The sequence below is a fragment of the Ramlibacter sp. G4-7 genome (assembly GCF_057784995.1).
The window spans coordinates 21,366-34,979 of sequence record NZ_JBYNTT010000006.1 but is presented as its reverse complement, the minus strand read 5'-3'; the positions used below and the strand labels follow the sequence as shown (position 1 = coordinate 34,979).

The window sequence follows — 13,614 nt, the reverse complement described above, 5'->3', positions numbered from 1 at the left end:
TCATGATTGCCCAGGAATTGGAAGTCAGCCTCCACATGGCCTTCGTGGAAGCGCGTCAGCAGCGCCACGAGTTCATCACCGTGGAGCACTTGTTGCTGGCCCTGCTGGACAATCCCAGCGCGGCCGAAGTGCTGCGCGCATGCAGCGCGAACATCGACGACCTGCGCAAGTCGCTGGCGAACTTCATCAAGGACAACACGCCCCAGGTCGCGGGCACGGACGACGTCGACACCCAGCCCACGCTGGGGTTCCAGCGCGTCATCCAGCGCGCGATCATGCACGTGCAGTCCACCGGCAACGGCAAGAAGGAAGTCACCGGCGCCAACGTGCTGGTGGCGATCTTCGGCGAGAAGGATTCGCACGCCGTGTACTACCTGCACCAGCAGGGCGTCACGCGCCTGGACGTGGTGAACTACATCGCGCACGGCATCAAGAAGAGCGATCCGCCCGAGCCCGCCAAGGGCGGCGAGAACGCATCGTCCGAAGAGGGCGAGGGCGGCGAGAAGAACGAGAAGGCTTCGCCTCTCGAGCAGTTCACGCTGAACCTCAACCAGTCGGCCAAGGACGGCAAGATCGACCCGCTGATCGGCCGCGAGTACGAGGTCGAGCGCGTGATCCAGATCCTGTGCCGCCGGCGCAAGAACAATCCGCTGCTGGTGGGCGAGGCGGGCGTGGGCAAGACCGCGATCGCCGAAGGCCTCGCATGGCGCATCGTGCAGAAGGAAGTGCCGGAGATCCTCGCGGACTCCAACGTGTACTCCCTGGACATGGGCGCGCTGCTGGCGGGCACCAAGTACCGCGGCGACTTCGAGCAGCGCCTCAAGGGCGTGCTGCGCTCGCTCAAGGACAAGCCCAACGCGATCCTGTTCATCGACGAGATCCACACGCTGATCGGCGCCGGCGCCGCCTCGGGCGGGACGCTGGACGCATCGAACCTGCTCAAGCCGGCGCTCTCGAGCGGCTCGCTCAAGTGCATCGGCGCGACCACGTTCACCGAGTACCGCGGCATCTTCGAGAAGGACGCGGCGCTGTCGCGGCGCTTCCAGAAGGTCGACGTTGTCGAGCCCAGCGTGGAGCAGACGGTGGAGATCCTCAAGGGCCTGAAGTCCCGCTTCGAGGAGCACCACAGCGTCAAGTACGCGGCGGCCGCCCTGCAGGCGGCGGCGGAGCTGTCGGCGAAGTACATCAACGACCGCCACCTGCCGGACAAGGCCATCGACGTGATCGACGAGGCGGGCGCCGCCCAGCGCATCCTGCCGGTGAACAAGCGCAAGAAGACCATCTCCAAGGCGGAAGTCGAGGAGATCGTGGCCAAGATCGCGCGCATACCGCCCGCGTCGGTGTCCAGCGACGACCGCAGCAAGCTGCAGACGCTGGAGCGCGACCTGAAGTCGGTGGTGTTCGGCCAGGACAAGGCGCTGGACGTGCTGGCGGCTTCCGTGAAGATGGCGCGCAGCGGCCTGGGCCGCGGCGACAAGCCGATCGGCGCCTTCCTGTTCTCCGGCCCCACCGGCGTCGGCAAGACGGAAGCGGCCAAGCAGCTGGCCTACATCATGGGCATCGACCTGATCCGCTTCGACATGTCCGAGTACATGGAGCGGCACGCGGTGTCGCGCCTGATCGGCGCGCCTCCCGGCTACGTCGGCTTCGACCAGGGCGGCCTGCTCACCGAAGCCATCACGAAGAAGCCGCACGCGGTGCTGCTGCTCGACGAGATCGAGAAGGCGCACCCGGACATCTTCAACGTGCTGCTGCAGGTCATGGACCATGGCACGCTGACGGACAACAACGGACGCAAGGCCGACTTCCGCAACGTGATCATCATCATGACCACGAACGCGGGCGCCGAGACCATGAACAAGGCGGTGATCGGTTTCACCAACGAGCGCCAGGCGGGCGACGAGATGGCCGACATCAAGCGCCTGTTCACGCCGGAGTTCCGCAACCGCCTGGACGCGATCGTCAGCTTCCGCGCGCTGGACGAGCAGATCATCCTGCGCGTGGTCGACAAGTTCCTGCTGCAACTCGAGCAGCAACTGTCGGAAAAGCGCGTGGAGGTCACCTTCACCGACGGCCTGCGCAAGTACCTGGCCAAGAAGGGCTTCGACCCGCTGATGGGCGCCCGTCCGATGCAGCGCCTGATCCAGGACACGATCCGTCGTGCGCTGGCGGACGAACTGCTGTTCGGCCGGTTGACCGAAGGCGGCCGCCTCACGGTGGACATCGAGATCAAGACCGACGACAAGGGCACCGAGACGCCGGACGTGAAGCTGGACATCCAGCCGTTGCCGAAGAAGGAAGGCAAGGCCAGGCCCGAGCCGGAGGAGATCTCCACCGACGGGCAGTGAGTGCCCCCGGGATGAAAAAAGCCGCCTTCGGGCGGCTTTTTTTCGTCCGAATCGCGGGCGGCGGCTTCGCTGTCGCCGCGAACCCGCCGGCGCGGTTTCTCCACTGCCTCCGTTACGCCGGCAGCAAGCCCTTTTGCCGCAGCAGCGGTTCGATCACCGGATCGCGCCCGCGGAACGCGCGGAAGGCCGCGCCCGGTTCGACGCTGTTCCCGGTCGAATAGATGCATTGCCGCAGCCGCGCGGCCACGTCTGCGGCAAAGGGATTGCCGGCTTCCAGGAACGCTTCCCACGCGTCGGCGTCCAGCACCTCGGCCCAGAGATAGACGTAGTAGCCCGCCGCGTAGCCGTCGCTCGCGAACAGGTGCTGGAAGTGCGCGAGCCGGTGGTTGATGCCCACCGCCGCGGGCAGGCCATGGGCGTGCAGCACGTCGTCCTCGAAGGCCGTCCAGTCCGCCACCGAGGCGGGGTCCGGGTGGCGGTGCACCGCCATGTCGGCGATCGCGCTGCCGCAGTAGCGCAGCGTCTCGTACGCCTCGCCGAAGCGCTGCGCCGCGCGCAGGCGCTCGATCAGCGCGTCGGGAATCGGTTCGCCCGTCTCCACGTGGCGCGCGTGGCGCCGCAGCACCTCGGGCTCGGCCATCCAGTGCTCGAACAACTGCGAAGGCAGTTCCACGAAGTCGCGCAGCACCTGCGTGCCGGCCAGGCCGCCATAGCGCACGTTCGATAGCAGGCCGTGCAGCGCGTGGCCGAACTCGTGGAACAGCGTGCGCACGTCGTCGAAGCTCAGGAGGGTCGGATCGCCCTTGGCGAAGTTGTTGTTGTTCAGGATGACGGGCAGCACCTCGCCGCCATTGCGCGCCTGCACGGCCAGGCTGCTCATCCACGCGCCGCTTCGCTTGCTGGTGCGCGCGAAGTTGTCGTGCACGAAGAGGCCCACCGCGCGACCCTGCGCGTCCTGCACTTCGTAGGCGCGCACGTCGGGGTGGTACAGCGGCAGGTCGGAGCGCGGCGTGAAGCGCAGCCCGAACAGGCGCTGCGCGCAATCGAATGCGGCGCGCACCATCGCGTCCAGCGCGAAGTAGGGCTTGACCTGCGCATCGTCGACCGCGAAATCGCGCCGGCGCACCTTCTCGGCCCAGTAGCGCCAGTCCCAGGCTTCGAGCGTGCCGGCTTCGCCCGCTGCGCGCCGCACGGTGTCCAGGCTCGCGCGCTCCGCTTCCAGCGCGAGCTTGGCGCGTTCCCACACGTCCAGCACCAGGCGGTCGACGGCGTCCGGCGTCCCGGCCATGCGGTCCACCAGGGCGTAGTCCGCGTAGGTGGCGTAGCCGTGCAGGTGTGCCTGTTCCTGCCGAAGCTGCAGGATGCGCGCGATGAGCGGCCGGTTGTCGTGCTCGCCGGCGTGCGTGCCGCGCCCCACCCAGGCGCGCCAGGCCTGTTCGCGCAGGTCGCGGCGCTCGCAGAAGGTCAGGAAGGGCAGGATGGACGAGCGCGAGAGCGTGATCGCGCAGGCATCGCCCAGGCCGCGCTGCTGCGCGGCCTCGCGTGCCGCGGCCAGCACGAAGTCCGGCAGGCCGGCGAGTTCGGCCGGTTTGCGCAGCACCAGCGCCCAGGACGATTCGTCGTGCAGCACGTTCTGGCCGAAGGCGGTGTGGCAGGCAGCCAGCTCGCGCACGACTTGCGCATAGCGCTCCTGCGCGGGTGGCGAGAGCAGGGCGCCCGCGCGCACGAAGTCCAGGTGCGTGCGCTCCAGCAGGCGCAGCTGCTCCGTGTCCAGCCCGATGCGCCCGCGCTGTTCGTGCACGGTGTCCACGCGGCGAAACAGCGCCGCGTCCATGTAGATGGCGCTGCGATGCGCGGCCAGCACCGGCGCCATCCGCCGCTGCACGTCCTGCAGCGCCGGCGAGGTGTGCGAGGCGCAGAGGTTGTGGAACACCATGGCGATGCGCGCCAGGCGCCGGCCGCTGCGGTCGAAGGCGGCCAGCGTGTTCTCGAAGTCGGGCACGCGCGCGTCCTGCGCGATCGCTGTGATCTCGTCGCGGTGCTCCTGCAGCGCCTGCGCGAAGGCGGGCTCGAAGTGCCCGGCCGAGATCTCCGGGAAAGGCGCCAGGCCATAAGGCGCTGTCCAGGAGGCGAGGAGGGGGTTGGGGGACGACGGCGGGGGCATTGCCCATTCTAGGGAGCGGCCCCTGGCGTTGCGGTGCTGCGGCCTTTACATGGCCGAAACGCGGGGGATATGGAGCGGCGGCGCCGCTGCGTGTCCAATGCGGGGCATGACGGCCGCCATCGCACTGAACCGTTTCGGCCTCGGCGCGCGTCCGGACGAGCCACTGCCGGCCGACCCCAGGGACTGGCTGCTCGCGCAGTTCGCGCGCTACCAGCCGCTGCCGCTCGCATGGCAGCCGCTGCCCCGCACGCCGGCGCTGGTGCAGGGCCTGCTCGCGCAGCAGCGGGCCGTGCGCCAGGCGCCCGAAGCGGAGAAGGCAGCCGCGCGGCAGGCCTACCGCCGCGCCGCGCGCGAGGACTACCAGGCGGCCGTGGGCGCGCGCGTGGCCAGCGCGCTCGTCACCGACGCTCCCTTCGTCGAACGCCTGGTGCATTTCTGGGCCAACCATTTCGCCGTCTCCGTCGACAAGGTGGCCGTCGTCGGCCTCGCGGGTGCGCTGGAAGCCGATGCGATCCGGCCGCACGTGCTGGGGCGCTTCGAGGACATGCTGCTGGCCGTCGCGCGTCACCCGGCCATGCTCCTTTACCTGGACCAGGCCGCTTCCATCGGCCCGGACAGCGTGCTCGCGCAGCGTGCGGCGGAGCGCCAGCCGCCCCGGCGGCGCGGCCTCAACGAGAACCTCGCGCGCGAGATCCTGGAACTGCACACCCTGGGCGTGCGCAGCGGCTACACGCAGGCGGACGTCACCGAGTTCGCCCGCGCCTTGACCGGCTGGAGCCTGCCCGGCGTGGATGCCCAGGCGGCGGACACGGCGTTCGCCTACCGTCCCTTGCAGCACGAGCCGGGCGCGCGCACCATGCTCGGGCGCAGCTATCCGCAGGCCGACGAGCAGCAGGCGCGCGCGATCCTGCACGACCTCGCCGTGCACCCGGCAACGGCGCGCCGTGTCGCGACCCGGTTGGCACGCCATTTCGCCGGCGACGAGCCGCCGCCCGCGCTGGTGCAGCGGCTCGCGACGGCCTTCGAGCGCAGCGCCGGAGACCTGCCGGCGGTCTACCGCGCGCTGGTGCAGTCGCCCGAGCCCTGGACAGCCGTGCCCCTGCGCTTCAAGTCGCCATGGGACTGGGCCGTGTCCAGCCTGCGGGCGCTCGGCCGCCGTGAGCTGCCCGCCATGCAAGCCGCCAACCTGCTGAACCAGCTGGCGCAACCGGTGTGGCGCCCCGGCTCCCCCGCGGGCTGGGACGACACGGATGCGGCCTGGGCGGCGCCCGACGCCCTGCTGCGGCGCGTCGAGATGGCACAACGCATCGCCGCGCAGGCCGGGGATGCGATCGATGCGCGCGCGCTGGCGCCGCGCGTCCTGCCTGGCAGCCTGGGCGAGCCGACGGCTCACGCCATCGCGCGCTCCGAAAGCCCGGCCGGTGCGCTGGCGCTGCTGCTGGTGTCCCCCGAGTTCCTGAGGAGATGAGGATGAGGCTTGCCCGCCGCGGTTTTCTCGCCGGTGCCGGCGCGCTGCTGCTCGCACCGCGCATCCTGTTCGCGCAAGCCGCCACCGAGCGCCGCTTCGTGTTCGTCATCCAGCGCGGTGCGGCCGATGGCCTGAACACCGTGGTGCCGTATGCGGACCCGGCCTATGCGTCGCTGCGCGGCGCGCTGGCGGTGGATCCCGCGGCGGCGATCCGCCTGGACGGCAGCTTCGCCCTGCATCCTTCGCTGCAGGAGTTCGGCCGGCTGCACGCGCAGGGGCAGGCGCTGTTCGTGCACGCCGTCGCCTCGCCCTACCGGGATCGCTCGCACTTCGACGGCCAGAACGTGCTGGAAAGCGGCGGCACCGCGCCCTACCAGGTCAAGGACGGCTGGATGAACCGCCTGGTCGGCCTGCTGCCGCGGCGCGGCAAGGACGCCATCGCTTTCGCGCCCAGCGTGCCGCTCGCGCTGCGCGGCGCCGCCGAAGTGGCTTCGTATGCGCCGTCCGCCCTGCCGGGGGCGAGCGACGACCTGCTGCTGCGCGTGCAGCAGCTCTACGAACGCGACCCCCAGCTGCATGCCTTGTGGTCCACGGCCATGGATGCACGCGGCATGGCGGGCACGCCCGGCGGCAATCGCCAGGACCCGGCCACCATGGGCCGCACGGCCGCGAACTTCCTCGCGCAGCCGCAGGGTCCGCGCATCGCGATGATCGAGACGGGCGGCTGGGACACGCACAGTGCGCAGAACGTGCGGCTCGCCGCGCAGCTGCGCGGGCTGGATGCGCTCGTGGCGGCGCTGCGCGAGGGGCTGGGAGAGGCCTGGAAGCAGACGGTGGTGCTGGTTGCCACCGAGTTCGGCCGCACGGCCGCGGCGAATGGCACGGGCGGCACGGACCACGGCACCGGTTCGGTGGCGCTGCTGGCGGGCGGCGCGGTCCAGGGCGGACGGGTGGTGGCGGACTGGCCAGGCCTGGGGCCGTCAGCGCTCTACGAAGGACGCGACTTGCGCCCGACGCTGGGGCTCGATGCGCTGATCGCGGCGACGGCGGCCGATGCGTTCGGGCTGGAGCGCGAGCGGGTGGGCCGGGCGTTGTTTGCGCAGATGCGGGCAGGGCAGGCGGTGCCGCGGATCGCCTGAGCCGGCACGGTGGGTAGGCGCAGTCACCCCCACAACGCCCGTACCGCCGGCGCGATCAAGCCGACGCCGGTCACGACCAGCAAGGCGCAAACGATCTTCAACACCGCGTCTCGCGGCCAGCCCGGCGGATGCCGCTGCAGCCACCACGTGATCGCCATGGCCAGCGGCACGGAAAGCGCGCACAGCAGCAGCGACCGCGGGCTGAACTGCCCCGCCGGCACCACCATCGCGAGCCGCACCAGCGAACCGGCGGCGAGCGTGGCCACCAGCGTGTCGCGCACCGCGTCGAGGTCCAGCGGCTGCCGGTAGAAGTGGTACACCAGCGGCGGCCCTGAAGCGGAGAACAGGCCGCCGAGAACGCCGGACAACAGCCCGTAACCGCGGAACGATGCGCGGGAGGAGCGCTGCGCCAGCGGCTGCGTCCGCACCAGCACGACGACCGCGCAGGCGAGGACGACGACGCCAAGCAGCAGCCGCAGCAGCACCACGACATTGCTGTTCAGCCAGGCCATGAGCGCGACGCCGATCGCATAGCCGAACACGCTGCCGCTGACCGTCGAACGCCAGATCTCGCGGTCCAGGGACTGGCGCGTGCCACGCAGCGCGATCGCGGCGCTCGCCAGCGACAGCACGGTGGCGACGTTCGCCACGTCCGGCAGCGGCGCCAGGTCGAACAGGCTGGTCAGGCCCAGCAGGATCAGCGCCAGCGCGAAGCCGGTGATCCGCTGGGCGAAGGTGGCCAGCGCCACGCAGGCCAGGAAGCCTGCGATCTCCCCGCCGGTCATGCCGCGCGGGCACCCAGCTTCTTGAGGATGTGCCGCCAGTGCTTCGCTTCCACCGGCGTGATCGAGAGCCGGTTGCCCTTGCGCAGCACGACCAGGTCCGCGAGCGCAGGATCGTCGCGCAGTTCCGGCAGCGTGAGGTTGCGGGTCTTCTCCAGCACCTTCACGTCGACCAGCAGCCAGCGCGGCGACTCCTGCTTCGAAGCGGCGTCGTAGTAAGGCGACTTGCGGTCGAACTGCGTCGGGTCGGGGTAGGGCGTGGACGCCACCTGCGCGATGCCGACGACGCCCGGCTCGGCGCAACTGGAGTGGTAGAACAGCACGCCGTCGCCCACGCGCATCTGGTCGCGCATGAAGTTGCGCGCCTGGTAGTTGCGCACGCCGGTCCACGGCACCGTGTGCCCGGGCGCCGCGAACGCGTCGTCGACCGAGACCTCGCTCGGCTCGGACTTCATCAGCCAGTAGTTCATCGCCGGCCGATGATACGCAAGGGCGGCGGCGGCCGCCCCTGCGTCAGTGCGTCAGTGCGTCAGTGCGTCAGCGGCCGTCCTTGTCGGCGTCGCCGGGGATGGCGCGCTCGACGCGGTGCCAGGCGTCGCGCGCCGAGCTCTTGGCCTCTTCCCAGTTCAGGCGCGAGGAGCCGCGGTTGCGCTCGTATTCGGTGCGCAGTCTGGGCTCGTAGCTGTCCCAGGTCTCGCCCGAGGCGCTGGCGCGTTCCCAGCCCGTGTAGCCGGTGCGGTAGGCGGGCGCGTAGTCGTCGTAGGTATAGCCGGGCTTGTACGAGGGCCGCTTGTCGTAGTTGTCGCGCCAGTAGCTGTCTTCGGCGGTGGGGTTCACGCGCTCGGCGGCGCCCTTGCCGGCCAGGCCCCCGGCCACGGCGCCGGCCGCGCCCCCGATCACCGTGCCGATCGGGCCGGCGATCGAACCCACCGCGGCGCCCGCTGCCGCTCCGGCGGCCGCGCCCGCGGCGGTGCCGCCGGGGTGCGCGCCCGGTTCACCGGTGATCGGATCGGCGTTGCTCGGATTCTTTGCAGTCATGGATGGCTCCTTTGGATGGTTGCGAGAGGGGCGCCTCGCAGGGGCGCGCCCGAGGGCAAGCGTGCACGAGCCAGCCGACCCGCAAGGTCATCCGCCATACCTCTGCCGTGTCGGTGCGACGCCGACACGGCGCGACGGCCGGGCTCAGCGTGCGCGCAGGCGCATGTGCAGCGGGGTCGGCGCCAGGGTGAAGGACAGGCGCTCGTCCACCTCGCCGCCGTCGGCGGCAGCGACCGAGAGCAGGTCGAAGCTGCCCAGCAACGTCGCCAGGGCCATCCGGATCTCCAGCATCGCGAGATAGCGCCCCGGGCACACGCGCGGGCCGGCACCGAAAGGCATGGAGACGCGCTTGCCTTGCGGGCCGTCCTCGCGCAGCCAGCGGTCGGGGTCGAAGGCCGCGGGATGCGGGAAGTGCCGCGCATCCATCGCCGGGGCGCGCATGAGGAAGATGCAGGCGGTGCCGGCCGGGATCGCGATGCCGCCCAGGCTGGTATCGCGCGCCGCCTGTTGCGGCAGGATGGGGGCCACGGGCTTGAGCCGCATCGTCTCGTGCGCGCAGGCATCGATGAACGGCAGCTGCTCCAGCTGCTCGAAGCGCGTGGGCACACGGTCGCCGCCCAGCACCCGGCGCACTTCGGCGCGGGCGCGCTCCAGCGCCCAACGGTGGCGCGAGAGCAGGTACAGCACCCAGGCCAGCGTGTTGGCCGTGGTGTCCTCGCCGGCCAGCAGCATGGTGGCCACGTTGGCGGCCACGTCCGCGTCGCGTAGCGTGTTGCCGGGCAGGTCGCGCGCGGCGATCATGGCCTCGATCAGGTTCGTGGGCGCCAGCCGCAGCTCGGGATGCGCCGCCATGCGGGCGCGGGCCGCGGCGATGAACTCCTGCACCGCAGTGAAGAAGGCGGCCAGGTGCCGGTCGAGGCGGCGATCCTTCGGCAGCTTGAACCAGCGCCAGTAGGGGAAGGGGGCCAGCGTGCGGGCGAACAGTGCGGGAAAGATCTTGTCCATGTGCTGCTGGATCACGTCGCCGTCGCCGTCCAGCGTGTGGATGTCGGTGCCCAGGGCCAGGCCGGAGATCACGTCCACGGTGTAGCGCATGAGGTCGCCTTGCAGCGGGATCGGCGCGTCGCCGGCGCGCTGCCACCGCGCCGCGAGCCGCTGCGCCACCTGCACGAGCGCGGGGAAGTAGCGCCGCACGTGGCCGGGGTCGAAGGCGGCCATCACCATGGGGCGCTGGCGGCGCCACTTCTCGCCGTTGGAGGCGAACAGGCCGCCGAAGCCCATCTCGGTGGCCGCCAGGGACACGCGCGCGGTGCGGCCGAAGGTGCCCGGGCGGTCGCGCAAGCCTTCGGCTGCCAGCTGCGGATCCGCGATCACCACGAAGCGGCGCGCCCAGATGCGCATGCGGTAGGCGTCGCCGTACTGCTCGCGCCACTCTTCGAGCTGCTGGTGGAAGTGCGGCAGCCGGATCTGGTGCGCATTGCCCACGAACGGCAAGCCCGGCGGGCCGGGCAGGTCGGCGATGCGCGTGACGGAGCCGGCGACGGCATTCATGGCGGGGTTCCCTCGGAGCCCGCAGCATACGGTCGTCGTGCTTGCGCGGCCAGTGAGCGATGCACTTAAGCGGCCGCCCTTCGTCCGTTCGGCAGAGGGGGGCATTAGCATGCAGGCATGAGCGCTCCCACCCCTTCCTTGCGCGTCGCCGTCATGGGCGCCGGCGCCGTCGGCTGCTACTTCGGCGGCATGCTGGCGCGTGCCGGCCATGCGGTCACGCTGATCACGCGGCCGCAGCACGTGACCGCCATCCGCGCCGACGGCCTGCGCATGGAAACGCGCCAGTTCGACGAGAACGTGCGCCTGCACGCCGACACCGAGGCGGGCGCCGCGCGTGACGCCGACCTCGTCCTGTTTTGCGTCAAGTCCCTGGACACGGAGGCCGCCGGCCGGCAGCTGCGGCCCGTCCTGCGCCCCGGCACCTTGCTGCTTTCCCTGCAGAACGGCGTGGACAACGCCGACCGGCTGCGTGCCGTCCTGCCCGAGCAGGAGGTGGCGGCCGCGGTGGTGTACGTCGCGACCGAGATGGCCGGGCCGGGACACCTGAAACACCACGGCCGGGGCGAACTCGTGATCGAACCGGCGCCGGGCAGCGCAGCGGTCGCGCAGGCACTGATCGCCGCCGGCGTGCCGACGGAGATCTCGGCCAACGTGCGTGGCGCGCTGTGGCTGAAACTGATCCTCAACTCGGCCTACAACGCGATCTCGGCGATCGCGCAGAAGCCCTATGGGGACACGGTGGCAGGCGAGGGCATCCGGGACGTGATGCGCGACGTGATCGACGAATGCCTGGCGGTGGCACGGGCCGAGGGCGTGCAGCTGCCCGTGGATCCGCACGCGGCGGCGCGCAAGCTCGTGGAGAGCATGCCGACGCAGTATTCCTCCACCGCGCAGGACCTCGCACGCGGCAAGCCCACCGAGATCGACTTCCTCAACGGCCACGTCGTGCGGCGCGGCGAGGCGCTGGGCGTGCCCACGCCGGCCAACCGCGTGCTGTGGTCGCTGGTGAAGCTGCTGGAACGGTAGGGCCCCGGGGCCGGGGGGCGCCGAGCGGTTAAGCTTGCGCCCCGCGCCCGCCATGAGTTCCGATCCCGCCCCGGCTTCGCGCCCCTCCCCCTGGCTCACCGCCAACCTGATCGCACAGCTGGCCTTCGGCCTCCTGGCCATGACCATCTGCCTGCCATCGATGCAGGACTGGCCGGCCCTGTTCGGTGCCGGCCAGGCGAGCGTGCAGCTCACGCTGAGCGCCTTCATCGCCGCGTATGGCGGGCTGCAACTGGTGTGGGGCCCGTGGTCGGACCGCATCGGCCGCAAGCCGCTGCTGCTCGCGGGCCTGGCGCTGTCCTGCGCCGGCAGCGTCCTGGCCGCGCTCGCACCGAGTCTGGCGCTGCTGACGCTGGCACGCGTGGTGCAAGGCGCGGGTTGCGCGGCGGGCATGGTGATCGCCCGGGCCATGGTGCAGGACCTGTTTACCGGCAACGAGCGCACGCGCGTGATGGCCTTCGTCGGCATGACCATGGGCGTGTGCCCGCCGCTGGCGACGCTCGTGGGCGGGCAGCTGCATGTGCGCTTCGGCTGGCAGGCCAGCTTCGCGCTGATGGCCGTGCTCGCGGCGCTGCTGATGGTCTCGGCCTGGCGCAGCCTGCCCACCGGGCGCCCCACGCAGCCGCGGCGCGGCGGCGGGCGCGAACTGCTCGCCGGCTACGGCCGCCTGCTGCGCGAGCCGGCCTTCCTGCTGTACGTGATGCTGCTCGCGTCCACGACGGCCACCTTCTACACCTTCCTCGGCGGCGCGCCCATCGTGCTGCGCAACTACGGCGTGACGCCGGAGCGCATCGGCTGGTACATCATGTGCATCCCCTTCGCTTACATCGTCGGCAACCTGTGGACCAGCCGCCTGGTGCGCCGCACGAGCGAACGCCGCATCATGGCGCTGGGGCAGGCGTGGACGCTGGCGGGGCTGGGCATCGTGGTGGTCCTCGGCCTGAACGGCGCCTCCACGCCGCTGGCGCTCGCGCTGCCGCTCCTGCTGCTGGGCATAGGCCATGGGCTGCTGGCGCCGCCGACGCTGTCCGGCACGGTTGGCCTGATCCCCGCGCTGGCGGGCGCGGCGGCGGCGGTGGGCGGCCTCATCCAGCAATTGAGCGGCGCGTTCGGCGCCTTCGTCGTCGGCCTCGTGCCGCACCAGGGGCAGGTGAACCTCGGCGTGCTGATGCTGGCCTGGGCCCTGTGCGGCCTGGCCGCGCAGCTGCTGCTGCACCTGCGCGTGGCGAAGGCCTGAGCGCGGGCTACTGCTTCGGCTGCGGGCTGGCCGTGGCGCCCAGCGCGTCGGCCTCCGGCCGCAGCACCGCCAGCAGGTCCGAGGTGGTGCGCAGGATCAGGTCGGCGCCGGCTTCCTTGAGCTCGCGCTGGGTGCCGAAGCCGCACAGCACGCCCACGGTCTGCGCGCCGGCCGACACGCCGGTGCGGATGTCGACGGTGGTGTCGCCGATCATGAGGCACTCGGCCGGCTCCACGCCCATCTTCTTCGCCCCGTACAACAGCGGCTCCGGATGCGGCTTCATGCGCTGCGTGGTCTGCGCGCCGATTACCTCCGTGAACAGCTCGCGCACGCCGAAGTGGTGCAGGAAGCGCTCCACGCGCGGCGCCATGCCGGTCGTGATGGTGACCATGGGGTAGTGCTCCGCGAGCTTGCGCAGCATCTCCTGCACGCCCGCGATCATCTCGTGCGGCACCTCGTCGATCGCTTCCGGATTGCGCGTGTGCGCCGGGTCGGCCTGCCGCCGCTTGATGGACTTCAGCCGCATGCGCAATCGCGTGAGCGGCACGTCCAGGCCGAAGCGGTCGAGCATCGCGTAGGCGCCGTGCACCGGTGTTTCCAGTCCCATCACGATCTGGCGACCCAGCAGCTCCGCCCGCCGGCCGCTCACCCCCGGGACGACGTCGAGCAGGGCGGCGAGTTGCGCCACGAGATGGTCGTCGGTGTCGGCGATGGTGCCGTCGACGTCGAAGCAGAGAGCGCGGATGCGGGGAAGGTCCAGGGCCATGGCGCGGAGGATAGGAGAAGTCCGGCCGGCCGTGGGGCGATCAGGCCGTGCCCGGGCTCATCCATCCGCTGCCGGCA

General features: G+C 71.2%; 11 protein-coding genes. 5 read left to right on the top strand and 6 right to left on the bottom strand.

Features of this window, described 5'->3' with window-relative positions; genetic code table 11:
- The first annotated feature begins 2 nt into the window (after positions 1-2).
- Positions 3-2,348: an ATP-dependent Clp protease ATP-binding subunit ClpA gene (clpA, locus tag AC3EGR_RS09880; RefSeq protein WP_488546306.1), complete on the top strand. Its 2,346-nt coding sequence runs from the start codon at positions 3-5 to the stop codon at positions 2,346-2,348.
- A 112-nt stretch (positions 2,349-2,460) separates the two neighbouring features.
- Here clpA and AC3EGR_RS09875 read toward each other — a convergent pair whose 3' ends face one another.
- Complete coding sequence (locus AC3EGR_RS09875) at positions 2,461-4,512, bottom strand: M3 family metallopeptidase (RefSeq protein ID WP_488546305.1); 2,052 nt, start codon at positions 4,510-4,512, stop codon at positions 2,461-2,463.
- 106 nt (positions 4,513-4,618) lie between these two features.
- Between AC3EGR_RS09875 and AC3EGR_RS09870 the strand changes: the two genes are divergently transcribed.
- Both AC3EGR_RS09870 and AC3EGR_RS09865 read left to right on the top strand, forming a co-directional pair.
- On the top strand, positions 4,619-5,980 hold the full coding sequence (locus AC3EGR_RS09870) for a DUF1800 domain-containing protein (protein ID WP_488546304.1): 1,362 nt from the start codon (positions 4,619-4,621) through the stop codon (positions 5,978-5,980).
- Between the two features lie 2 nt (positions 5,981-5,982).
- Positions 5,983-7,119 carry a DUF1501 domain-containing protein gene (locus AC3EGR_RS09865; protein WP_488546303.1) on the top strand — a complete coding sequence of 379 codons (1,137 nt, stop codon included), beginning with the start codon at positions 5,983-5,985 and terminating at the stop codon, positions 7,117-7,119.
- Positions 7,120-7,142: 23 nt separating this feature from the next.
- On the opposite strand, the gene AC3EGR_RS09860 is transcribed toward AC3EGR_RS09865, so the two are convergent.
- The 4 genes from AC3EGR_RS09860 to AC3EGR_RS09845 form a co-directional block, all read right to left on the bottom strand.
- Complete coding sequence (locus tag AC3EGR_RS09860) at positions 7,143-7,904, bottom strand: TSUP family transporter (RefSeq protein WP_488546302.1); 762 nt, start codon at positions 7,902-7,904, stop codon at positions 7,143-7,145.
- On the bottom strand, positions 7,901-8,371 hold the full coding sequence (locus tag AC3EGR_RS09855; RefSeq protein ID WP_488546301.1) for an EVE domain-containing protein: 471 nt from the start codon (positions 8,369-8,371) through the stop codon (positions 7,901-7,903). The genes AC3EGR_RS09860 and AC3EGR_RS09855 overlap by 4 nt, the downstream gene beginning before the upstream one ends.
- A 67-nt stretch (positions 8,372-8,438) precedes the next feature.
- The gene (locus AC3EGR_RS09850; protein ID WP_488546300.1) at positions 8,439-8,939 is read right to left on the bottom strand and encodes a hypothetical protein; all 501 of its coding nucleotides are present in this window, start codon (positions 8,937-8,939) and stop codon (positions 8,439-8,441) included.
- A gap of 144 nt (positions 8,940-9,083) precedes the next feature.
- Positions 9,084-10,490 carry a cytochrome P450 gene (locus AC3EGR_RS09845; RefSeq protein ID WP_488546299.1) on the bottom strand — a complete coding sequence of 469 codons (1,407 nt, stop codon included), beginning with the start codon at positions 10,488-10,490 and terminating at the stop codon, positions 9,084-9,086.
- 138 nt (positions 10,491-10,628) lie between these two features.
- Between AC3EGR_RS09845 and AC3EGR_RS09840 the strand changes: the two genes are divergently transcribed.
- Together AC3EGR_RS09840 and AC3EGR_RS09835 are read left to right on the top strand one after the other, a co-directional pair.
- Positions 10,629-11,516 carry a ketopantoate reductase family protein gene (locus AC3EGR_RS09840; RefSeq protein WP_488546501.1) on the top strand — a complete coding sequence of 296 codons (888 nt, stop codon included), beginning with the start codon at positions 10,629-10,631 and terminating at the stop codon, positions 11,514-11,516.
- A 52-nt stretch (positions 11,517-11,568) separates the two neighbouring features.
- Positions 11,569-12,771, top strand: coding sequence for a Bcr/CflA family efflux MFS transporter (locus AC3EGR_RS09835; protein WP_488546298.1), 1,203 nt, complete (start codon positions 11,569-11,571; stop codon positions 12,769-12,771).
- Between the two features lie 7 nt (positions 12,772-12,778).
- Here the strand turns inward: AC3EGR_RS09835 and AC3EGR_RS09830 are convergent, their stop codons facing one another.
- Positions 12,779-13,537, bottom strand: coding sequence for an HAD family hydrolase (locus AC3EGR_RS09830; RefSeq protein WP_488546297.1), 759 nt, complete (start codon positions 13,535-13,537; stop codon positions 12,779-12,781).
- Between the last annotated feature and the right edge of the window lie 77 nt (positions 13,538-13,614).

Coding starts and splice junctions, on each gene's coding strand:
- AC3EGR_RS09855 (WP_488546301.1), bottom strand. CDS start 8,371: ATGAACTACTGGCTGATGAAGTCCGAGCCGAGCGAGGTCTCGGTCGAC.
- AC3EGR_RS09850 (WP_488546300.1), bottom strand. CDS start 8,939: ATGACTGCAAAGAATCCGAGCAACGCCGATCCGATCACCGGTGAACCG.
- AC3EGR_RS09875 (WP_488546305.1), bottom strand. CDS start 4,512: ATGCCCCCGCCGTCGTCCCCCAACCCCCTCCTCGCCTCCTGGACAGCG.
- clpA (WP_488546306.1), top strand. CDS start 3: ATGATTGCCCAGGAATTGGAAGTCAGCCTCCACATGGCCTTCGTGGAA.
- AC3EGR_RS09835 (WP_488546298.1), top strand. CDS start 11,569: ATGAGTTCCGATCCCGCCCCGGCTTCGCGCCCCTCCCCCTGGCTCACC.
- AC3EGR_RS09870 (WP_488546304.1), top strand. CDS start 4,619: ATGACGGCCGCCATCGCACTGAACCGTTTCGGCCTCGGCGCGCGTCCG.
- AC3EGR_RS09860 (WP_488546302.1), bottom strand. CDS start 7,904: ATGACCGGCGGGGAGATCGCAGGCTTCCTGGCCTGCGTGGCGCTGGCC.
- AC3EGR_RS09830 (WP_488546297.1), bottom strand. CDS start 13,537: ATGGCCCTGGACCTTCCCCGCATCCGCGCTCTCTGCTTCGACGTCGAC.
- AC3EGR_RS09865 (WP_488546303.1), top strand. CDS start 5,983: ATGAGGCTTGCCCGCCGCGGTTTTCTCGCCGGTGCCGGCGCGCTGCTG.
- AC3EGR_RS09845 (WP_488546299.1), bottom strand. CDS start 10,490: ATGAATGCCGTCGCCGGCTCCGTCACGCGCATCGCCGACCTGCCCGGC.